The organism is Mesorhizobium kowhaii (genome assembly GCF_042431665.1).
Lineage (GTDB): Bacteria > Pseudomonadota > Alphaproteobacteria > Rhizobiales > Rhizobiaceae > Mesorhizobium > Mesorhizobium kowhaii.
The window spans coordinates 65,469-84,280 of sequence record NZ_JBHLYT010000176.1; the positions used below are offsets into that span (position 1 = coordinate 65,469).

The window sequence follows — 18,812 nt, forward strand, 5'->3', positions numbered from 1 at the left end:
CCGCATGAGCGACCAGAAAGCCGATCCGCCGCGTCAATTGCCGCTCGATCTCGGCCATGGCACCGGCTATTCGCGCGACGAGCTCGTCGTCTCCGGCACCAATGCCCAAGCGGTGGCTTTGGTCGACCGCTGGCCGGACTGGCCTTCGCCGGTGGTGGTGCTGGCCGGTCCCGCCGGTTCGGGCAAGACACATCTGGCCTCCATTTGGCGCGCGCGCGCCAACGCGGTGGCGGTCGACGCCAGGCGTATCGGTGACAGCATCGCCAATCTCGGCACCCGGCCGGCACTGATCGACGATGTCGATACCGGGGCGGTCGACGAGCAAGGCCTGTTCCATCTGATCAATGCGGTGCGTGGTGCAGGCTCGACGCTGCTCCTGACCGCACGCCGCTTTCCATCGGCCTGGGGTGTTGTGCTGCCCGATCTCGCCTCGCGGCTGAAGGCGGCGGCGACAGTCGAGATCCATGAGCCCGACGATCTCCTGCTCGCCGGCGTCATCACCAAGCTGTTCGCCGACCGTCAGGTCGAGGTCGAGCCGCATGTCGTGCAGTATCTGGTCCGCCGCATCGAGCGCTCGCTGGCGACCGCGATGCGCATCGTCGAGCGGCTGGACCGCACCGCGCTCGAGCGTAAGACGCCGATCACGCGCACCCTGGCGGCCGAAACCGTCAGCGCCATGGACGAGGGGCAGGGCGAGTTCGAGATCTAGGCTGTAGGTTGTTTCGGCCTATTGCTCCGAGATGGCCGACTTTAGACCGTGCACTTCAGCTCAGATCGTCAGAATGACCCGGCCGAGCGGACGCTCTTCGATGAGATACCGCAAAGCCTCGGCCGCGTCCTCGAGCGGGAAAGTCTTGGCGACGATCGGTTTGACCTGAGCTGATGCCAGCAGGTCCGCGATGACTGACCACGCGGCGTTGCGGGCAGCGGCACTCTCGCTCAGCAGCGAAAAGCCCTTGATGCTTGCAACCTTCCAAATCAGGTCGGTGACATTGATCGTGCTTTCGCGGCCGGCCGAGTAGCCAAGCGTGATCAACGACCCGCCGCGCGCCAGCGCCGGCAACGCATCGCTCAGGATCTTGCCGCCGATGCCGTCGATGACGACGTCGGCGCCGTAGCCATCGGTGATGCGGTTGACACCGTCTGCCAGACCCTCGGTCGTCAGATCGATAACCTCGGAAAAGCCAAGCGCCTTTGCCTCTTCGGCCTTGGCATGGCTGGTGGTGGACGAGATGCTGTGTCTGGCACCGAGCGCTCGCGCCAGCTGTGTCGCTGCATTGCCGACCGAACCGCCGATTGCCGGCGCAAGCACCACCTTGCCGGTCGCGAAGCCGGCGTTCATCAGCGCGAGATAGGCCGTGAGATAGGCGACCGGCAGGCCGGCAGCGGCAACGTCATCGATGGTCTCGGGAACAGGCAGCAGCAATTCCTTGGGCACCTCGACATATTCGCTGTAGGTACCATCCTCGAAGACGCCGAACGGCCCGAGGAACGCCACCCGCGTGCCATCGGGGAAGTCTGGGTCGCCGCCTTCGATGATGCCGGCGCCTTCATTGCCAAGTACCAGCGGCGCCTTCGACAGCGGGAAATGGCCGCTGAGGATAGTATGGTCGAGTGGTGTGACGCCGGCGGCAACCATCCGCACCAGCAGCCGCCCTTCGGACACATCTGGTTTGGGAATGTCGACAAGCCTCAGGTCGGAGTAGCCGCCAAAGCCTTCTGCTCTCATTGCACGCATGACTGTTTTCCTTCTTGTGCATGGCACAGCCGCAGGATCGCGGTCAGCCGCCATTGATCGTCGGCAAGGCCGACGGCTCTACTGATTGTGTGGGGGAGGCCGCTCAGGCTTTCGGATCGGTCACCTTCTGCAAAGCGTCGGCCTGCGGTCCGGTCAAATAGAGGTCACTAAAGCCGTCTCCAACCTGTTCCCACATCAGGCGGGAAAACAGCAGCGCGGCATCGAGCGGGCGGTGGTTGACCAGGATCGAGTCCGCTTCGCCTTGTGCGTTCATATGCACGAGGACCGAGCATTCGATCGGAACGCTACGAATCTCGGCACGATACGATTCCATGAAGAACGCAGCACCGAAGTCACCACGATAGGTGAAGTCCTGGAAATCGTAGAGCGGCATGGCCTGCTTCAGCAGCGCCAGAATGTTTGCTCTGCCTTCCACTGGTCTTCTCAGCACGGTCGCTTCGAGCGTGGCGTCCTCGGCGAGTTTCGCCAGCCATGGCGGAGGGCCATCTGGCTTGGGAAGAAGGGGCTGTGTCATTGAACTTCATGGTTTTGATCCCGACTGAGTGGGGTAAGCGTCGAACAATATGACCAGTCATCTTAAAACAGTCGCAAAAAAGAACGCCTCAGGTCAGCAAGGCGCCGAACGCGATGTCCACGAACGCCGTCAGCGCGACGGCATCCTTGTCGACCTTCGCGCGCATCATCGCGCCTTCCCAGGAGTTGAGCAGAAACATGGCGATGGTCCTGGCTTCCATGTCGCGCCGCACCGTGCCATCGGTTTGCGCTTCCCTGACACAGGATTCGATGGCGCGGCTCCACGCCGCCAGCAGTACCGCCAGCCGCTCCCGGACCGCGCGGCTCTGGTCCGGCATTTCCGCGCTCATATTGCCGATCATGCAGCCGGTCCGGTACTCGGCCTGGCGTGCGACGTCGTTCAGGTGCTGAAAATACCGATTCAGCCTGACGACAGCAGGCGTCTTCTCGTCGCCGAGCGTGCTCAACCCGTTAAGCACCTTCTGCCAATAGCGCTCCAGGGCCTCGACGGCGAGCGTCTCCTTGCTGTCGAAATGATTGTAGAACGACCCCTTCGGCACTTGCGCCGCTTCGGTGATGTCCTGCACGCTGGTGCCGTTGAAGCCCTTCTGGTGCAGGGTTTCCACGGCCGCCACGATGATCTGTTCCTTGGTGCTCGCTCGTGTCATGAGAGCAATATGACCGGTCGTCTTAAAAAGTCAAGGCAGATTTTCAAGGACGGTGAGAGGGTGGTCCAGACCTGTCGGCCTTCAACCCAGATGCGACTGAACAAAGTCGATGAAGGCGCGCACCTTGGCGGGCGGCAGATGGCGCGATGGGTAGAGTGCGTAAAGCGGAAAGCTCTCGCCGAGCCAGTCCGGCAGGACCTCAACCAGGGCGCCTTGCCGGATGAGGTGCTGCACGCCGATTGCCTTGGTCCTGGCGATGCCGACGCCGTCGAGGCAGGCACCGAGCATCGTGCCAAACTCGGTGACCATGAGGCGGCCCGTGGTCCTGACGTCGATGATCGCGGCGGCGCGTCGAAACCGCCACTCCTCGATTGGCTGACCGGTCAGCGAATCCCGGACCTGGATGCAGGCATGATCGACCAGGTCGGAGGGAACGGCCGGACACCCATGTGCCTTCAGGTAGGCCGGCGCGGCGACCGTCACCGTGCGCGTGTCGATGAGTTTCCTCGCCACCAGGGACGACACTGGCGGTGTTCCGAAGCGGACAGCGATGTCAAATCCTTCGCCCACCAGATCCCCCAGCTGGTCGCGGGCGACCAGCTCCAGCGAGAGGTCGGGATAGAGCGACAGGAATTCACGGATATGCGGGGTGAACAGCTGGCGCGAGAAGAACGCATCGACGTTGACGCGCAGCCGGCCTCGCACCGCGACAGACGTGCCGGAGGTGACGGTTACCGCGTCTTCGATTCCTGTCAGCAGCGGCGCAACCTCGGCGTAAAGCCGGCGGCCCTCGTCGGTCAGCGACACCGCTCGCGTCGTCCGGTCGAGCAGGCGGACGCCAACGCGGGCCTCGAGGCGCGAGACAGCGCGGCTGACGCCCGAGCGCGACAGGCCGAGTGCGTCCGCCGCCCGGGCAAAGCTGCCGCCTTCGGCGATCGCGGCCAGTACACCGACATTGGAGATCACGCGTCCATCAAACGCCATCTGGTTATCCGTTGATTTTAGATCATCAGTGATATGACTTAATGGCACTCACTGCAACAATGAGTGCTCGGCTAAAGATCCGCAATCCCGCACCGCAAAGGCGTGGCCCCGAAAGAATGGAGACGGATCATGTATGCAATCACCGGCATTGCCGGCAAAGTTGGCGGCGCGTTGGCGCATGCATTGCTCGCAAAGGGTCAGCCTGTCCGCGCTGTCGTGCGCGACGCGGCAAAAGGCCAGCAATGGGCGTCACTTGGTTGTGAGGTCGCGGTCGCCGCCATGGAGGATGCCGTGGCGCTGACCGAAGCCTTCAACGGTGCAACGGCCGTATTTATCCTGCCACCGCCGGTGTTCGATCCCGAGCCCGGCTATCCCGAAGCGCAAGCGGTCATCGGCAGCGTCGCGGCGGCGTTGAAAGCCTCAAGACCCGCGCGGGTCGTCTGCCTGTCGACCGTCGGCGCCGATGCGGTTCAGGACAATCTGCTGTCACAGCGCACGATGATGGAGGCCGCGCTGAGCGCGCTCCCGATGGCACTCACCTTCCTGCGGCCCGCCTGGTTTCTCGACAATGCCGTCTGGGATGTGACATCGGCCCTTGAAACGGGGCTGATCCAAAGTTTCCTGGTGCCGACGCACAGGGCGCTGCCGATGGTTGCCGCCGAGGATGTCGGGCGAGCGGCGGCGGAACTCATCCAGCAGGACTGGACCGGCATACGCATTGTCGAACTGGAAGGCCCGGCCCGCGTATCTCCTGACGACCTTGCCGCAGCTTTCGCCGCTGTACTTGGCAAGCCGGTGCGCGCCATGCCGGTGCCGCGCGAAACCTGGGAAACGCTTTTCCGTTCGCAAGGCATGCAGAACCCGCAACCGCGCCTGCGCATGCTCGATGGCTTCAATGAGGGCTGGATCGCATTCTCCGACGAAACGAAGACGATCAAGGGAATGACAGATGCGACGGCCGTGGTTGCGACTCTCGTCGCGGGCACAGGCACCTAGATCTCGTGGAACATGAGAGGATGGTCGGAGTGGAGAGATTCGAACTCCCGACCCTCTGGTCCCAAACCAGATGCGCTACCAGGCTGCGCTACACTCCGAACGGTCTGTTGCCTATTCATTTCAGTGTTGCATGGCAAGTGCAAAAACCTTGCCGACGTGCGCATTGCGCAGTAATGACGACAAAGGGTGGCGATGCTGCCTTGCACAATAACGAGGTGGCCATGTCCGCGCGCATTTTCAGCCCAGCCAAAACCGCGATGCAGTCCGGTAAGGCCAAGACCGGCCATTGGGTGCTGGAATTCGATCCTGAGATGCGCAAGAAGATCGATCCCCTGATGGGCTACACCACGTCGGGAGACATGAGGAGCCAGATCAGGCTCACCTTCGACACGAAGGAAGAGGCGGTGGCCTACGCCGAAAAGGAAGCGCTCGCCTACCGCGTCGAGGAGCCGAAAGAGACCAAGCGCCGCCAGATTTCCTATGCGGAGAATTTCCGCTATGACCGCCGGACGCCCTGGACGCATTGACCGGCGGCTAGCGCGAAAGTATCCAGCCGGCCCAGCGGCCGGCCAGCGGTCCCGTAGCTCAGCTGGATAGAGCACCGGCCTTCTAAGCCGATGGTCACAGGTTCGAATCCTGTCGGGATCGCCAATAATTTCAAAGGCCTGTGCCAGTTCACCTGATCAAGGCCGCTAGATCTGTCATCTCGCGGCTGCCAGCGCCACAATCCTATGCAATTGGGAGTTGAGCCTCGGCTTGCCGCCCATTCGGCGCGGCGATCCGGAATTATTTCGTGATCTGGCGGGGGTGGAACCTTAGCTCCCATCACACGTTCGGGGCCTTGTATTCGCGGTGTCTCATAAAAACCCAATGTGCGGGCCGACGAATGGGGTGGGGTAAAACAAGCGCGGGTTGGGGGAGGAGAAACCAGGTTATGTCGAAACGTGAAATTGGAACGTCCCCTGCGTTGGGGCGGCGTATCGCTGAGCTCAAGGCCAGAATGCAGGATGCCGAAATTTCCGACCATGAGATGAAAACGTTTCACAAGGTCGCCGCCATCATGGGGGCAGGCGACGGCTCCCTACGACTGGATGCCGACGACTTGATCGCAGCATCCTTCGTTGTCGAGAATCTGAGTGGACCGGCGCCCAACCGCTGACTTTCAGGATTTCCCGGCATCAGTCCGAAGTCCATTAAACGGAGTGTTCCCACCGCGGCAGCGAGCACGGCTGCCGTCGGCGGCCGTTGATCTCTGGCTGCCGTAGCCATCGACATCGAATTGGAAGGAAAGTCTTATCAATTTGTTTGCGTTGGTACGCCATAGTAGCGGCGGCTAACGGAGTGGAACGCAATGAGGCTCGATCTGTCGCCGACGAGCTGGGGCAGGGTGATCGCTGTCACGGCAGCCGGTACGGCATTCTTCATTGCCGTGGCGTTCTTCGTCGATTCCTTCAATTTTCCCTATCTCTCGCCCGAGGCGGTGTGGCGCGCGCAACTGACTGATCTGATGCTGCCCTTGGTGCTGGGCGGCTCGTTTCTGTCGTTCCTCATGTGGAAGATCCGCCAGCTGGCCATCGCCCAGCGCGATCTCAGCGTCGTTGCCGCCACCGACAGCCTGACGGCGGTGCTGAACCGCGGCGCCTTCTCGATGCTGGTCGAGGCCTATCTCGAGCAGACCCGCAAGCAGCAGCAAGCCAATTCGGGGGCGCTGCTGATCATCGACGCCGACCATTTCAAGTTGATCAACGACCGGCTTGGCCATGACTGCGGCGACCAGGCGCTCAAGCTGATAGCGCAGGAGATCAAAGGACAGTTGCGCGGCGGCGATATCGTTGGCCGCATCGGCGGCGAGGAATTCGGCGTGTTTCTTCCCGGGTTGGATCCCGCGCAATCCTGGGTGGTTGCCGAAAGCATCCGCCGGCGCATCCGTGAAATGGACTTTTCTCCAGGCGGGAGGCCATGCCCATTGTCCGTCAGCATTGGCGGCACAAGCTTTACGGGCCCGACCACCTATGAAGAGATTTTCGTGGCGGCCGACAGACGGCTTTATACGGCCAAGTCGAATGGGCGCGATCAAGTCAGCTTCGATCCGGCAGGTGCCTCTCCGGTGCCTCTGCCCAGCATCGCCACGGTGCATTGACAACGGAGAAGGAAGCTGGCGTGGACCGCTTCCTTGACGTTCCCTTATCGCCGTGCTTCCCCTGCGTCGGTGATGTATGGATCACCGCTGAAAACGGTCCTGCTTTCCTGAGTTCCCCAAGCATCCGGGCCGGCGGTCCAGTCACGGCCTGTCTCAATGCCGGCGAACGAATGGCGGGACAGTTCAGGCAAGATCAGCGCGGCAACTATGATCCATCTGTTCAATGGCTTTCAAAACCCCTTTGGCGGCAGTGACCTCGAAACCCTGGAGCTGTACCGGCTGTTGAGCGCCGACTCCGAGGTGCGTCTGTGGGCAACGTCCTCAAGGGTGTCCGGCGAGCTGATGCGGCAATTTCCGATTCGCCGCATCTCGCTGCCAAAGTGGAATGTGCCGGACGGCGGTACCTACGTCTTCCTCGGCGCGCATTGGCGCAACAAAATATGGCCTTACCTGATTCCACGACCGCGCCGGCTGATCTACGTCTTCAATACCTTTCACCCGAAAGTCATTGCGCTGACGACGCGCATGCCCCGTATGCTGAACTGGCCCGACGCCGAACTGGTGCTGATTTCCGATTTTCAAAAACGCATGCTGCAGGTCGACGGTGTCGTGCATCCCTCGCCAATCGATATCGAACGCTTTTTACCACAACCGGCCAAGCCGGGTCGTCCGTTCACGCTGGGACGATTGAGCCGCGACACCCCGGACAAGCATCATGCGGACGATGTGCCGCTGTACGAAGCCTTGCTGGCGGGTGGCGTCGCGCTGCGGATTCAGGGCGGGATGCTGCTCAAGGACAGGCTCAAACCGCATTCGCAACTCGAACTCCTCCCGCAAGGCCGGTTTGCGGCTGAAGAGTTCCTGCCAACGCTCGACGTGTTCTACTATCGCTCCGGCTCGCATGTGGAGACGTTCGGCCGGGTGGTGTTCGAAGCGATGGCCTGTGGTTTGCCTGTGGTCTGCCATTCGCATGGCGGCTACGCCGACCATATCAGGCATGGCGAAAACGGTTTTCTGTTCGAGACGACGCAACAAGCGGGGCAGATCCTGGCCGACCTCCAAGCCGATCCGGGGCTGCGGGCGACAGTGGGTCGCAAGGCGCGGCGGACCGTTGAGCAGCTGTTTTCCCTGCAGGCGCTTCGACGGCGGCTGGATTTCTATCTGCATTAGCGGCACATCGTCCGCAGGGCTTTGCGGGCACCGTCGGCGCAACAATATGCCGGCCTGTTTGTCATCGATCTCGACATCGCGCTAAAGCTGGCATGCAACGAACCATCGGGCGGACGGGCAGCGGCGCGCCACAGACTGAGCAGGACTTCTTACCGATGACATTGATGGGCGCGGCGGCATTGCTGATCCTGGTCCTGACTTACGCCGGTGTCGCCATTGGCCGCGTCCCGGGCCTCCGCCTCGATCGGGCAGGGATCGCGCTGCTCGGCGGGGCCGCGATGATCGCCATAGGCGCGCTCAGCATGGAGGATGCCTACCGAGCGATCAATTTCGACACCATCACGCTTCTGCTCGGCATGATGATCGTGGTGGCGCATCTGAAGGTCTCCGGCGCCTTTCGTGGCCTTGGCGCCGTCGCCATCGAGCACGCGCACGCGCCCTTCATGCTCCTGGTGATGGTGACGCTGCTGACCGGCGTGCTGTCGGCCTTCCTGGTCAACGACGCGATCTGCCTGGTGATGGCGCCGATCGTCGTCCACGTCACCCGCGTCATCAAGCGCAACCCCATCCCCTATCTGATCGCCACCGCCACCGCGTCGAATTGCGGCAGCGTCGCCACCATCACCGGCAATCCGCAAAACATGGTGATCGGCGCGCTGTCGGGCATTTCCTATCCTGCGTTTTCGGCGGCACTGGCTCCGGTCGCCTTGTTTAGCCTCGTCGCGGTCGTTGTCATCGTGCGCATCGTCTACCGGGCCGAATTCGCCCGCACGGCCCAATTGACGCCCGAGGTCTCTCGCGGCCGCATGCACAAGGGGCAGGTGCTGAAGGCGGTGGTGGTCTGCATCGGATTGGCCATCGCCTTTTTCGCCGGCGTGCCCGTCGCCAAGGCGGCACTGATCGGCGGCGCCATCCTCTTGCTCACCCGTGCCATCAAACCGGAACGCATCTACCGCGAGATCGACGGACCACTGTTGTTCATGTTCGCCGGTCTGTTCGTGGTCGTCGCCGGCGCGGAAAAGACGCTGCTGGCGCCCGACATTATCGCCTCGGCCAAGAACCTTGGGCTGGACGATGTCTGGCGCCTGTCCGGCTTCACCGCGGTGCTCTCCAACATCATGAGCAATGTCCCGGCCGTGCTGGCGCTCAGGCCCTTCATACCCGGCCTCGAAAACCCCGAGCGTGCCTGGTTGGTCGTCGCCATGAGCTCGACGCTGGCCGGCAATTTCACCCTGCTCGGTTCGGTCGCCAATCTGATCGTCGCCGAGCAGGCAAGGACCACCGGCGCCCACCTGTCGTTCGGCGCTTTCTTCAAGGTCGGCTTGCCGCTGACATTGATAACGCTTGGCGTCGGCACGGCATGGCTGGCGTTTGGATTCTAGAGCAATTCCAGGAAAAGTGTGTAACGGTTTTCCGTCCGGAATTGCGTCAGAACAAAGAGATAGAGCGGTTCTGCGTCTCCGTGGAACGCAGAACCGCTCTAGACCTGGTTGCTTGAAATTCGGGCCCGGACAAGCGTCGCCGCGGCGCGGCCGGCTGCCTCGATATAATCGGGGTTGCGGTGGATCAGCATGATCGAAAAGGAGCCGTCGATCAGCAGCACGATCTCGCGTGCCAAGGCTTGCGGCTCCTCGATGTTGCGGGCGGACAGCTCTCCAGCCAGCCATGTTTCGAAATTTGACTTGTGCCGCGACCCGACCTTGATCGCCGGATGTCCAGGCATCGAGGCGAGTTCCGCGGCCGTGCGCAGGAAGCCGCATCCTTTCCATTTCGGATGGTGAGCGGCCCTCGCCAGATTGGTGAAGATCGCCTCGACCTTGCGATCCGCTCCGCCTTCGGCGGCATCGAACCAGCCGGCCATCCGCTTCAGATTGGGTTGGTCGCGGCCATCGAGATAGGCGGCGATCAGGTCGTCCTTGCTCTTGAAGTGGTAATAGAGCGTCCGCTTGGTGAGCCCCGCTTCCTCGGCAACGGCATCGACGCTGACGCGGCCGATTCCTTCCGCGTAAAACAGTCTTGTCGCGGCATCGACAATACGTTTGCGGGTCGGGCTTTGCGCTTCAGGCATCAGCTTTTGTATACCGACTAGTGAATATACACAAGCGGCAAAGGGCGTAGCCTTCCGACCCATGACCATGCTGGAGAAGGAAGCCAAATGACCGATCTTGTCCTTAACGAAACCAGGGATGGGATTGCCATCCTCACCCTCAACCGGCCGGAGAAACTCAACGCGTTGAACTATGCCCTGATCGATCGCCTGCTCGCGGTCCTCGACGACATTGAAGTCGATGACGGCGTTCGGGCGGTCGTTCTTACCGGAGCAGGGGAGCGGGCGTTTTCGGCGGGTGGCGACATCCACGAATTCTCGGCCAGTGTGGCGCTTGGCGTCGATGTTGCGATGCGTGACTTCGTTGTGCGCGGGCAGCGGCTGACGGCAAGGCTGGAAGCATTCCGCAAACCCGTCATCGCCGCCGTCAACGGCATTGCTTTTGGCGGCGGCTGCGAAATCACCGAGGCCGTGCCGCTCGCCATCGCCAGCGAACGCGCTTTGTTCGCCAAGCCGGAAATCAACCTTGCGATGCCGCCGACCTTTGGCGGAACGCAGCGCTTGCCCAGGCTCGCCGGGCGCAAGCGGGCGCTCGAACTGCTTTTGACCGGCGATTGGTTTCCGCCCCAGCGCGCCCTTGAACTTGGCCTTGTCAACCAGGTGGTGCCGCATGCCGATTTGATGCCGGCCGCGATCGGCCTGGCCAAGCGTATCCTGCGGCACTCCGATCTGGCGATCGCGAGCATCCTCACGGCGGTGGCGCGCGGCCTCAACCAGAGCATCGCGGAAGGCCTGCTGGTAGAGGCCGAGCAGTTCGCCCGCATGGCTCCGACCGTCGACCTGCGCGAAGGGCTCGATGCCTGGCTAATGCGCCGCGAGCCCCGCTATGGCGGCTCGTGGACGCATATCGCGCGGCCTGACGAGGCCAGGCGGGCCTCGTTGGCGCTGGATCAGGGCGCCACCACCAAACGGCCTTTCATGTTGGGGTGGAAACGGCAGAAATAGTCGACTGTCTCTGCCTTCTGCAGGGTGAGGCTCGCGGACTTTTTCGGCGGGATCATCACCTCCCAGCTGCCCTTGACGGTCGCCGTGTGGGCGAACGCGTCCTTGTTCACCCACTCGATCGTGTCGCCGACCTCGGCCTCGACGGTGGCTGGCGAGAACACCAGTTTGTCGATGGTGACCTGGATGGTTTCAGCCTGTGCCGGAACGGTACCGATGACCAGCGTCAACGCAATCCACAGATTGCGTTTCGACATGCTTCCCGTCCTCACTTCAGCATGCCGGCGACATGTTCGGCATGCTGCTCATGGCCCTGGAATATCTTCAAGCCGGTTTCCAGCAGGCTCTTCAGTTCGGCATTGCTGGCCGACGGAATGAGCAACGTTTCGAGAGCGCCGTTGACCTGCTTGTGGTAGGCGACCTCGTTGTCGACATAGGCCTTGTCGAAGGCAGCACCCTCAAGCTTGGCGAGCTTGGCCCTTTCTTCGGCCGCCGCCTTGCTCAGCGCCTGGCTGGTGGCGTTGTCTTCGGGCGTCACCTTCAGCTTCTTGACCAGGTCGAGCGCCTGCACGTTCACGGCTTCGTGGTCGCGCACCATGTCGTTGGCGAAATCCACGACGTCCTTGTTCTTCGATTTCTCGATCGCCACCTTGGCAGCTTCAACGTCGATGACGCCGGCCGTGTAGGCGATGTGGGCGATTTGTGGGTCGGTCGGCTTGTCGGCCGCTTGTGCGAGCGGGGCAGTGCCAAGCAGCAGCATGGCGGCCAGGGCAGCGGTGTGTCGGATAAGCATGGCATCTCCTTCGCCCGGACACGGGACTCGCGCCGGACAGTGTTTCTCGGTTGACGGTCATTGGATGCCGGGCAGCGGCAGACGTTCCCAAGGAATCGGCGAAAGGTCAGCTTTCCAGGCCGAGCCGCCGCATCACGGCACTGGTCAGCCTTTCGCAACGTCGGCCGGCGAAGGGGAACGCATCGAGCAGCACCGGCCCAATCTGGTCGTCCAGTGCCTTGCGCACCAGGGCGCGGGCGCGGTGCAGCCTCGTCTTGACGGTTTGTGGCCGCACGCCGAGAAGGTCGGCGGTCTCTTCGATGCTCAGCCCCTCGATCACCCGTGCCACGAACACCGTCCGGTAGACATCGGGAAGCCTGTCGGTGGCCCGTTCGACCAGTTGGAGGATCTGCCGTTGCGCCATCGTCCGTTCCGGATCGTCGCTGGGGTTGAGGGGGAACCGGATGATCTCGGCTTGCGGATTTTCCGGCATTGACACCGTTCTGCGCCTTTTGCGCAGGCGGCCGAGCGCCTCGTTGATGACGATGCGCGACAGCCATGTGGCGAGCGAGGAGTCGCCGCGAAACGCATCGAGATGAGCGAAGGCCCTGACATAGGCCTCCTGCACGATGTCCTCGGCCTCGCTGTCATTGCGCACCACGCCGCGGGCGATGCGGTAGAGCCTCTGGTTGTACGTCTTGATGATGGTGCGGAAACCATCGCCCTCGCGCGCCAAGGCGCGGCGCACGAGCCGCATCTCGCCTGAAGCGACAGAAGGCATGGCCGTCAAGACAGCAGGCATGGCCAGTTCCTCTACCCAATCTCGGACCGGAACCCCGATTGAGAGATTGGATGGCATTGCCGGCAAAAGGTTCCCGGCCGTTTTCGCCGGATCCGGCGGCGGCTACCGTACCGCTTCCGGCGAGGGCTTGTCAGCAACCTGCAGGCGCGTAGTGGCCGCAAGCAGATCGGTCTGCGTGATCAACCCGAGAATCCGCTTGTCGTCGTCGACGATGATGACCGCATGGCTGCGGCCGTCGGTGAGTACGGGCAGCAGACCCATGGCGGCGAAACCGGCGACGGCCGTCGCCGCGGGCGATATCACGGATCCGACCGTGCCGGAGGCCAGCGCCAGTTCCCGCAATCCCACGGTGCCTGCCAGCCTTGCCTCTGCGCTGACGACCGGCAAGGTTCGGATGTTGTGGTCAAGCAGCAATTGCCGCGCCGCCTCGGCGGAGGTGTGTTCGTCAACCGAGATCACATCGCGCGACATGATGTCCTCGCACAGAAGGTTCTGGTGCGCGCGCACCATCGCCTGCAATTCGACTTGCCGCAGCAGCCGGTCGAGATCGTTGCGATCGATATCGAACGTCTCGTCGAGCGCGCCAAGCGCGGCATCGATGTCCTCGGGTTGGAAGCCGATGCGCAACTGCGCCGGCGGATCAACGGTGCCGTGGCTGTTCGTCGGTGCGGGAATCGGCACGTGTGGATAATTGCGCCGGGCCAGCTTGTGGAAGCCGTAGCCGAGCGCCACCAGCAGAAGCGAGTTCAGTGCCACCGGCACGAATGGAAACAGGAAGCCGGCGCTGATGACGGCAGGCCCTCCCAACACCGCGGTCAGGGCCGCCGCGCCGCCCGGCGGATGCAGGCAGCGCGTGAACGACATGGCGGCGATGGCCAGCGCCACCGCAATGCCGGTGGCAAGGGCGGTTTCGTGGATGAAATGCGCCACGATCACGCCGACCAGTGCCGAAATCGTGTTGCCGCCGATGATCGACCATGGCTGCGCCAGCGGACTGGCCGGCACCGCGAACAGGAGCACGGCCGACGCCCCCATCGGCGCCACCAGCAGCGGCACGTGCGGGCCGTTGCCGAGCACCAGACCGCCGATCGCGCCCGTCAGCGCAATGCCGATCGTCGCGCCGATGCAGGCGATGACGCGCTCGCGCAGTGTCGCGCCGGCAAGAATGGGAACAAAAAGGCGAAAGGCCATGGGCGTCGAAAAACTCTGCCGGTATTCCAGAGGAAAGTCGAAACCGCGATGATTAAACCGCAATGACGCGGCATTGTCGAAGTTGAAAGCCAAATTGATCCGGGAGGGCGCGGTTTTTAGAAATAGAATTCCGTGACGTTGTCACCGTATCCGCCCGCGGTGCCGATTTGGCTCCACAGGGCAAAGTGGCGGTTCACCTATCTTTCGATCTGCTTTTACCGATCCGCTGAAACAGTTTGGCAGGTGCCTTGATCGCTCAGGCCGCCGCCGCGGCGGTCAAGCCGCGCAGAATGTCGGCCTTCAGGTCCTCGACATCCTCGAGGCCGATCTGCAGGCGGATCAACGGGCCTTCATACGGGCCCCTTGCAACAACGCGGTCGCCGAGCCAGACCGGCACCGCAAGGCTCTCATAGCCGCCCCAGGAATAGCCGAGGCCGAATATCTGCAACGCGTCGAGGAAGGCGTGCTGCTGCTTCTGGCCGCCGCCGGCAAGCACGATGGAAAAGATGCCGCTCGAGCCCGAGAAATCGCGCTTCCACAGGCCATGGTCCGGATGGCTGGGAAGGGCAGGGTGGAGCACGCGCGCCACGCCCGTCTGGCCCTCGAGCCAGGAGGCGATGGCGAGCGCGCTGCGCTGATGGTGCTCCAGGCGCACGCCCATGGTGCGCAGGCCGCGCAGCACCTGGTAGACATCGTCGGGCCCGGCGCAGCAGCCAAGCGTGCAGAAGCTTTCGTAAAGATGCTTCCAGCAGCCTTCGTTGGCCGAGACCGTGCCAAGCAGCACGTCGGAATGGCCGGCCGGATATTTCGTCGCCGCATGGATCGAGATGTCGACGCCGTGGTCGAGCGGACGGAAATACAGCGGCGTCGCCCATGTATTGTCCATCATGACGATGGCGCCTGCGGCGTGCGCCGCCTTGACGATGGCCGGGATGTCTTGCAGCTCAAATGTGTTGGAGGCTGGCGATTCCGTGAACACCACCTTGGTGTTGGGCTTGATCAACGCCGCGATGCCGGCGCCGACATCGGGGGCGTAGTACTCGACCTCGACACCCAGCCGCTTCAGCATCGTGTCGGCGAAGTTGCGCGTCGGGTGATAGACGGAATCGACGATCAGCAGGTGGTCGCTCGCCGACACGAAGGCGAGCAGCGGCACGGTCACCGCCGCAAGGCCCGAAGGCACCACGATCGTGCCTGCCGACCCTTCCAGTGCATCTATGGCGTGGGCAAGAGCATCGGTCGTCGGCGTGCCGCGTGTGCCGTAAGTGTATTTCTGGCTGCGTGCCGCCATCGACGCCGCGTCGGGATAAAGCACGGTCGAGGCATGCACCACCGGTGGATTGACGAAGCCGAAATAGTCATGCGGATTGTTGCCCGAATGGGCCAGCCGCGTGTTGATCCCCATGCTGCTGGTAAGTTGCCCGTCGCCGTTTTTCGCCATTCTTCTTCGCCTTGTTCGACAAGGCGCTAGCCATAGTGCCACGGCTTTGGCCGTGCAACCGGCCTGCACCCGCCAGGGAACCGACTTCGGATGTACCAAGTCGTCTCTGGTGAAGGGCGCTCAGTCTTGCCCGGTCCGAACGCATTGCGCCCTTGGGTCGATCGGCTATTGAAGACGGCCGGGAAAGATATATGATTGAATCCTAATATTTTTCCCGGACTGCCTCGATCAGACGCTGCCGGATGATCGTTCCCGGTTGACCTCCTGATCCCCTGCGATCCGGGCATCTCGCTTGCAGAGCAATGAATGCAGCCAGGGGAGGAATGCCATGACCGACGTCAAGTGGATGATCAAGGCGCGCGAGTTCGTCAACTGCAACTGCGCCTATGGCTGCCCGTGCCAGTTCAACGCCTTGCCGACGCATGGATCCTGCCGGGCGGTGATCGGCGTGGAAATCGAAAGCGGCTATCACGGCGACACCAAGCTGGATGGCTTGCGCTTTGCCGGTGTCTTCCGTTGGCCTGGCGCAATTCACCAGGGCAAGGGCGAGGCGGCAGTGGTCATTGACGAGCGGGCGACCGAGGCGCAGCGCGGAGCGCTGCTGCGCATTCTCAGCGGTGAGGACACGGAACCCGGCGCGACCGTATTCCAGGTCTTTTCGACCACGCTGGAGACGGTCCACGATCCGATCTTCGCGGCAATAGACTTCGAAGTGGACGTCGATGCCCGAGCGGCTCGCCTGGACGTGCCGGGCGTAGCCTCGGGCCACGGCGAGCCGATCAAGAATCCCGTCACCGGTGCAGAGCATCGGGCGCGCATCGACCTCACGCATGGTTTCGAATACTCGCTTGCCGAGGTCGGGCGCGGCTGGACCAAGGCAACCGGCCCGATCAAGTTCGAACTGGCGGACTCGCACAGCCATTTCGCCAATTTGCACCTCTCGCAAAGCGGCATCGTGCATTGACCTGATCCGATGAGCGACACGGCCCTCGAGGCGGTGCTGCGGCGCGACCGCGCAGTCGTGACGGCTGCGCTCGTCATCATTGCCGTGCTCGCATGGGCCTATGTGCTGTGGCTTGCCGCCGACATGACCACGCCGAACGCCGCAAGTGGCGACATGGCTGGCATGGACATGTCGGGTACCAATGCGGGCGGCATGGACATGCCGGGTATGGACATGGGTGGCATGGACATGGGAGCCGCGGTTGCGCCCGGTTTCCGGGCCTGGGCGCCAGCCGATTTCGCTTTCATCTTCGCCATGTGGGCCGTCATGATGGTTGGCATGATGACGCCGTCGGTCGCGCCGATGGTGCTGCTCTATGCCGGGGTCGGTCGCAAGGCGCGGGCCGGCGGGCGGCCCATCGCATCAACTGCATGGTTTTTTACCGGCTATCTGCTCGTCTGGTTTGCCTTCAGCGTGGCCGCGACCGGCGCGCAATGGCTGCTGGCCAGTCTGACCTTGCTGAGCCCGATGATGGCAACCAACAGTACGGTTCTCGGCGGCCTCGTCCTGATCGCGGCCGGCCTCTATCAATGGACGCCGATGAAGGGCGCCTGCCTGCAGCAATGCCAGGCACCGATCGCATTTCTGGCCAGTCATGGCGGGTTCCGCTCCGATCCGCTTGGTGCGCTTCGATTCGGGACCGTTCATGGCGCCTATTGCCTCGGCTGTTGCTGGGCGTTGATGGCGCTCCTGTTCGTCGGCGGCGTCATGAACGTGCTGTGGATCGCCGGCATCGCCATCCTCATTCTCCTGGAGAAGACCATCCCGACCGGGCAGCTGATCCCGCGCATCTCTGGCGCGCTGATGGCGGCAATCGGTGCCTGGCTGCTCGTTCAAGCACTCTGAGCATGTGCTCTCCTCCCGTTTCCGGGCGGCACGGCCATGCGACCCCGTCGCTCGCCATAGAACAGTCTTTGGATATGCCAATTTATCCCGGGGTAAATTCAGTGACGCGCAGTAAATCCGCGGGACGGATTTTCGCCGGCATAGTGCGGATCTGCGCCCGCCGGACTTTGCCAATTTTGTTTGCCCGGCTTGCTAATGTCCTGACGCTCCTGGCTGCAATTCAGGCATTTGCGGCCGCTGGTTTTCAAACTCTTTCGAATTCGGTCATTTTCCTTGACCTCACGGGAATTATCGCCTTCGATGCCATTCGTGAATGGGAGGCGGCGCGTCGATTGCGATGCGGGTTTCTGGGTATGGGCCGGAATGGGAGCTGCGTTCACACGGGAAAGGTCAGGGTTTACCTGAAAAACAGAGAAAAGGGTCTGTGGGTCATGAAACATATTGCTATCGGCATTCTTGGCGCCGCCACGCTTGGGTTGATGGCGTCTGCCGCCTCGGCAACGACGCTCGACACCGTCAAGGCGAAAGGCTTCATCCAGTGCGGTGTCTCGACCGGCCTGGCTGGCTTCTCGGCGCCGGACGACAAGGGTGACTGGCAAGGCATCGACGCGGATTTCTGCCGCGCTGTCGCGGCCGCTGTCTTTGGTGACGGCACCAAGGTCAAGTTCACCCCGCTCAGCGCCAAGGAGCGGTTCACCGCGCTGCAGTCCGGCGAGGTCGACATCCTGTCGCGCAACACCACCTGGACCATCAACCGCGACACCGCACTCGGCCTGAACTTCGTCGGCACCACCTACTATGACGGTCAAGGCTTCATGATCAATGCCAAGAAGCTGCCGGGCATCAATTCCGCGCTGCAGCTTTCCGGCGCCGCCGTCTGCGTGCAGAGCGGTACGACCACCGAGCTCAACCTCGCCGACTATTTCAAAGCCAACAAGATGGAGTACAACCCGGTCGTCTTTGAGAAGCTGGAAGAGGTCAACGCCGCCTATAACGCCGGCCGTTGCGACGTCTACACCACCGATCAGTCGGGTCTTTATGGCATTCGCTTGACTCTGGACGCGCCGGCCGACCACGTTGTGCTGCCCGAGATCATCTCGAAAGAGCCGCTCGGACCGGCCGTGCGCCAGGGCGACGACCAGTGGTACCACATCGTCAAGTGGACCTATTTCGCGCTGCTCGACGCCGAGGAGCTCGGCATCACCAAGGCCAATGTCGACGAAATGAAGAGCTCCGCCAGCCCGGAGATCAAGCGCGTGCTCGGCCAGGAAGCCGATACCAAGATCGGCACCGATCTCGGCGTTTCCAATGACTGGGTCGTCAACATCGTCAAGGCTGTCGGCAACTATGGCGAAATGTTCGACCGCAATGTCGGCTCGGGCAGCCCGCTCAAGATCGCCCGCGGCATCAACGCGCTATGGACCAAGGGCGGCCTGCAATACGCTCCACCGATCCGCTGATCGAAATGTGATCCGGAA

The 18,812-nt window shown here is 62.5% G+C and carries 22 protein-coding genes and 2 tRNA genes; 12 read left to right on the forward strand and 12 right to left on the reverse strand.

Annotated elements, in window-relative coordinates:
* Window positions 1-4 precede the first annotated feature (4 nt).
* Entirely contained in the window at window positions 5-709 is a 705-nt protein-coding gene (gene hdaA / locus ACFFNA_RS37285) for a DnaA regulatory inactivator HdaA (protein WP_378925076.1), read from the forward strand.
* 60 nt (window positions 710-769) lie between these two features.
* Here hdaA and ACFFNA_RS37290 read toward each other — a convergent pair whose 3' ends face one another.
* The 4 genes from ACFFNA_RS37290 to ACFFNA_RS37305 form a co-directional block, all read right to left on the reverse strand.
* Complete coding sequence (locus ACFFNA_RS37290) at window positions 770-1,738, reverse strand: quinone oxidoreductase family protein (RefSeq protein ID WP_245446396.1); 969 nt, start codon at window positions 1,736-1,738, stop codon at window positions 770-772.
* Between the two features lie 103 nt (window positions 1,739-1,841).
* Entirely contained in the window at window positions 1,842-2,273 is a 432-nt protein-coding gene (locus ACFFNA_RS37295) for a hypothetical protein (protein WP_378925078.1), read from the reverse strand.
* Between the two features lie 88 nt (window positions 2,274-2,361).
* Window positions 2,362-2,940, reverse strand: coding sequence for a TetR/AcrR family transcriptional regulator (locus tag ACFFNA_RS37300; protein ID WP_378925080.1), 579 nt, complete (start codon window positions 2,938-2,940; stop codon window positions 2,362-2,364).
* A gap of 81 nt (window positions 2,941-3,021) precedes the next feature.
* Complete coding sequence (locus ACFFNA_RS37305) at window positions 3,022-3,924, reverse strand: LysR family transcriptional regulator (protein ID WP_378925082.1); 903 nt, start codon at window positions 3,922-3,924, stop codon at window positions 3,022-3,024.
* 129 nt (window positions 3,925-4,053) lie between these two features.
* Between ACFFNA_RS37305 and ACFFNA_RS37310 the strand changes: the two genes are divergently transcribed.
* Window positions 4,054-4,920 (forward strand): NmrA family NAD(P)-binding protein, encoded by an 867-nt coding sequence (locus tag ACFFNA_RS37310; protein ID WP_378925084.1) that lies wholly within the window; start codon window positions 4,054-4,056, stop codon window positions 4,918-4,920.
* A 21-nt stretch (window positions 4,921-4,941) separates the two neighbouring features.
* Here the strand turns inward: ACFFNA_RS37310 and ACFFNA_RS37315 are convergent.
* Window positions 4,942-5,018, reverse strand: a tRNA-Pro gene (locus tag ACFFNA_RS37315).
* Window positions 5,019-5,141: 123 nt separating this feature from the next.
* Here ACFFNA_RS37315 and ACFFNA_RS37320 point away from each other — a divergent pair.
* The 6 genes from ACFFNA_RS37320 (at window position 5,142) to ACFFNA_RS37345 (ending at window position 9,612) form a co-directional block, all read left to right on the forward strand.
* On the forward strand, window positions 5,142-5,447 hold the full coding sequence (locus tag ACFFNA_RS37320; protein ID WP_378925086.1) for an ETC complex I subunit: 306 nt from the start codon (window positions 5,142-5,144) through the stop codon (window positions 5,445-5,447).
* A 47-nt stretch (window positions 5,448-5,494) separates the two neighbouring features.
* A tRNA-Arg gene (locus ACFFNA_RS37325) sits at window positions 5,495-5,571 on the forward strand.
* A gap of 283 nt (window positions 5,572-5,854) precedes the next feature.
* Window positions 5,855-6,079 carry a hypothetical protein gene (locus tag ACFFNA_RS37330; protein WP_111549343.1) on the forward strand — a complete coding sequence of 75 codons (225 nt, stop codon included), beginning with the start codon at window positions 5,855-5,857 and terminating at the stop codon, window positions 6,077-6,079.
* 192 nt (window positions 6,080-6,271) lie between these two features.
* The gene (locus tag ACFFNA_RS37335; RefSeq protein ID WP_111549344.1) at window positions 6,272-7,060 is read left to right on the forward strand and encodes a GGDEF domain-containing protein; all 789 of its coding nucleotides are present in this window, start codon (window positions 6,272-6,274) and stop codon (window positions 7,058-7,060) included.
* 156 nt (window positions 7,061-7,216) lie between these two features.
* Window positions 7,217-8,230, forward strand: coding sequence for a glycosyltransferase family 4 protein (locus ACFFNA_RS37340; protein ID WP_378925088.1), 1,014 nt, complete (start codon window positions 7,217-7,219; stop codon window positions 8,228-8,230).
* A gap of 155 nt (window positions 8,231-8,385) precedes the next feature.
* Complete coding sequence (locus ACFFNA_RS37345) at window positions 8,386-9,612, forward strand: anion transporter (protein WP_378925090.1); 1,227 nt, start codon at window positions 8,386-8,388, stop codon at window positions 9,610-9,612.
* 98 nt (window positions 9,613-9,710) lie between these two features.
* On the opposite strand, the gene ACFFNA_RS37350 is transcribed toward ACFFNA_RS37345, so the two are convergent.
* Window positions 9,711-10,298, reverse strand: a complete 588-nt coding sequence (locus tag ACFFNA_RS37350; RefSeq protein ID WP_167458846.1) for a TetR/AcrR family transcriptional regulator — start codon at window positions 10,296-10,298, stop codon at window positions 9,711-9,713.
* Between the two features lie 87 nt (window positions 10,299-10,385).
* Here ACFFNA_RS37350 and ACFFNA_RS37355 point away from each other — a divergent pair, with 87 nt between their 5' ends.
* Window positions 10,386-11,282 carry a crotonase/enoyl-CoA hydratase family protein gene (locus tag ACFFNA_RS37355; protein WP_378925092.1) on the forward strand — a complete coding sequence of 299 codons (897 nt, stop codon included), beginning with the start codon at window positions 10,386-10,388 and terminating at the stop codon, window positions 11,280-11,282.
* Here ACFFNA_RS37355 and ACFFNA_RS37360 read toward each other — a convergent pair.
* From ACFFNA_RS37360 to ACFFNA_RS37380, 5 genes are all read right to left on the reverse strand, one after another.
* Window positions 11,228-11,536: a cupredoxin domain-containing protein gene (locus ACFFNA_RS37360; protein ID WP_378925094.1), complete on the reverse strand. Its 309-nt coding sequence runs from the start codon at window positions 11,534-11,536 to the stop codon at window positions 11,228-11,230. The genes ACFFNA_RS37355 and ACFFNA_RS37360 overlap by 55 nt on opposite strands.
* Before the next feature lie 11 nt (window positions 11,537-11,547).
* On the reverse strand, window positions 11,548-12,072 hold the full coding sequence (locus ACFFNA_RS37365) for a DUF4142 domain-containing protein (protein ID WP_378925096.1): 525 nt from the start codon (window positions 12,070-12,072) through the stop codon (window positions 11,548-11,550).
* Between the two features lie 106 nt (window positions 12,073-12,178).
* Window positions 12,179-12,853, reverse strand: coding sequence for an RNA polymerase sigma factor (locus ACFFNA_RS37370; RefSeq protein ID WP_378925098.1), 675 nt, complete (start codon window positions 12,851-12,853; stop codon window positions 12,179-12,181).
* A 102-nt stretch (window positions 12,854-12,955) separates the two neighbouring features.
* Complete coding sequence (locus ACFFNA_RS37375) at window positions 12,956-14,044, reverse strand: HPP family protein (RefSeq protein WP_378925100.1); 1,089 nt, start codon at window positions 14,042-14,044, stop codon at window positions 12,956-12,958.
* Between the two features lie 256 nt (window positions 14,045-14,300).
* Entirely contained in the window at window positions 14,301-15,485 is a 1,185-nt protein-coding gene (locus tag ACFFNA_RS37380; RefSeq protein ID WP_378925102.1) for a cystathionine beta-lyase, read from the reverse strand.
* 328 nt (window positions 15,486-15,813) lie between these two features.
* On the opposite strand from ACFFNA_RS37380, the gene ACFFNA_RS37385 reads away from it, so the two are divergent.
* Together ACFFNA_RS37385 and ACFFNA_RS37390 are read left to right on the forward strand one after the other, a co-directional pair.
* Window positions 15,814-16,449, forward strand: coding sequence for a DUF1326 domain-containing protein (locus ACFFNA_RS37385; protein WP_378925104.1), 636 nt, complete (start codon window positions 15,814-15,816; stop codon window positions 16,447-16,449).
* Window positions 16,450-16,458: 9 nt separating this feature from the next.
* Window positions 16,459-17,334: a DUF2182 domain-containing protein gene (locus tag ACFFNA_RS37390; protein ID WP_378925106.1), complete on the forward strand. Its 876-nt coding sequence runs from the start codon at window positions 16,459-16,461 to the stop codon at window positions 17,332-17,334.
* A gap of 98 nt (window positions 17,335-17,432) precedes the next feature.
* Here the strand turns inward: ACFFNA_RS37390 and ACFFNA_RS37395 are convergent, their stop codons facing one another.
* Window positions 17,433-17,774 carry a hypothetical protein gene (locus tag ACFFNA_RS37395; RefSeq protein ID WP_378925108.1) on the reverse strand — a complete coding sequence of 114 codons (342 nt, stop codon included), beginning with the start codon at window positions 17,772-17,774 and terminating at the stop codon, window positions 17,433-17,435.
* Here ACFFNA_RS37395 and ACFFNA_RS37400 point away from each other — a divergent pair.
* Window positions 17,766-18,794 (forward strand): amino acid ABC transporter substrate-binding protein, encoded by a 1,029-nt coding sequence (locus ACFFNA_RS37400; RefSeq protein ID WP_378925110.1) that lies wholly within the window; start codon window positions 17,766-17,768, stop codon window positions 18,792-18,794. The genes ACFFNA_RS37395 and ACFFNA_RS37400 overlap by 9 nt on opposite strands.
* The last annotated feature ends 18 nt before the right edge of the window (window positions 18,795-18,812 follow it).

What these genes read in the sequence shown, in the direction of transcription:
- ACFFNA_RS37345 (WP_378925090.1), top strand. Translation starts at nt 8,386, where the DNA reads ATGACATTGATGGGCGCGGCGGCATTGCTGATCCTGGTCCTGACTTAC.
- ACFFNA_RS37295 (WP_378925078.1), bottom strand. Translation starts at nt 2,273, where the DNA reads ATGACACAGCCCCTTCTTCCCAAGCCAGATGGCCCTCCGCCATGGCTG.
- ACFFNA_RS37290 (WP_245446396.1), bottom strand. Translation starts at nt 1,738, where the DNA reads ATGCGTGCAATGAGAGCAGAAGGCTTTGGCGGCTACTCCGACCTGAGG.
- ACFFNA_RS37370 (WP_378925098.1), bottom strand. Translation starts at nt 12,853, where the DNA reads ATGCCTGCTGTCTTGACGGCCATGCCTTCTGTCGCTTCAGGCGAGATG.
- hdaA (WP_378925076.1), top strand. Translation starts at nt 5, where the DNA reads ATGAGCGACCAGAAAGCCGATCCGCCGCGTCAATTGCCGCTCGATCTC.
- ACFFNA_RS37400 (WP_378925110.1), top strand. Translation starts at nt 17,766, where the DNA reads ATGAAACATATTGCTATCGGCATTCTTGGCGCCGCCACGCTTGGGTTG.
- ACFFNA_RS37330 (WP_111549343.1), top strand. Translation starts at nt 5,855, where the DNA reads ATGTCGAAACGTGAAATTGGAACGTCCCCTGCGTTGGGGCGGCGTATC.
- ACFFNA_RS37355 (WP_378925092.1), top strand. Translation starts at nt 10,386, where the DNA reads ATGACCGATCTTGTCCTTAACGAAACCAGGGATGGGATTGCCATCCTC.
- ACFFNA_RS37375 (WP_378925100.1), bottom strand. Translation starts at nt 14,044, where the DNA reads ATGGCCTTTCGCCTTTTTGTTCCCATTCTTGCCGGCGCGACACTGCGC.
- ACFFNA_RS37380 (WP_378925102.1), bottom strand. Translation starts at nt 15,485, where the DNA reads ATGGCGAAAAACGGCGACGGGCAACTTACCAGCAGCATGGGGATCAAC.
- ACFFNA_RS37335 (WP_111549344.1), top strand. Translation starts at nt 6,272, where the DNA reads ATGAGGCTCGATCTGTCGCCGACGAGCTGGGGCAGGGTGATCGCTGTC.
- ACFFNA_RS37300 (WP_378925080.1), bottom strand. Translation starts at nt 2,940, where the DNA reads ATGACACGAGCGAGCACCAAGGAACAGATCATCGTGGCGGCCGTGGAA.
- ACFFNA_RS37305 (WP_378925082.1), bottom strand. Translation starts at nt 3,924, where the DNA reads ATGGCGTTTGATGGACGCGTGATCTCCAATGTCGGTGTACTGGCCGCG.
- ACFFNA_RS37360 (WP_378925094.1), bottom strand. Translation starts at nt 11,536, where the DNA reads ATGTCGAAACGCAATCTGTGGATTGCGTTGACGCTGGTCATCGGTACC.
- ACFFNA_RS37390 (WP_378925106.1), top strand. Translation starts at nt 16,459, where the DNA reads ATGAGCGACACGGCCCTCGAGGCGGTGCTGCGGCGCGACCGCGCAGTC.
- ACFFNA_RS37350 (WP_167458846.1), bottom strand. Translation starts at nt 10,298, where the DNA reads ATGCCTGAAGCGCAAAGCCCGACCCGCAAACGTATTGTCGATGCCGCG.
- ACFFNA_RS37320 (WP_378925086.1), top strand. Translation starts at nt 5,142, where the DNA reads ATGTCCGCGCGCATTTTCAGCCCAGCCAAAACCGCGATGCAGTCCGGT.
- ACFFNA_RS37365 (WP_378925096.1), bottom strand. Translation starts at nt 12,072, where the DNA reads ATGCTTATCCGACACACCGCTGCCCTGGCCGCCATGCTGCTGCTTGGC.
- ACFFNA_RS37310 (WP_378925084.1), top strand. Translation starts at nt 4,054, where the DNA reads ATGTATGCAATCACCGGCATTGCCGGCAAAGTTGGCGGCGCGTTGGCG.
- ACFFNA_RS37340 (WP_378925088.1), top strand. Translation starts at nt 7,217, where the DNA reads ATGCCGGCGAACGAATGGCGGGACAGTTCAGGCAAGATCAGCGCGGCA.
- ACFFNA_RS37385 (WP_378925104.1), top strand. Translation starts at nt 15,814, where the DNA reads ATGACCGACGTCAAGTGGATGATCAAGGCGCGCGAGTTCGTCAACTGC.
- ACFFNA_RS37395 (WP_378925108.1), bottom strand. Translation starts at nt 17,774, where the DNA reads ATGTTTCATGACCCACAGACCCTTTTCTCTGTTTTTCAGGTAAACCCT.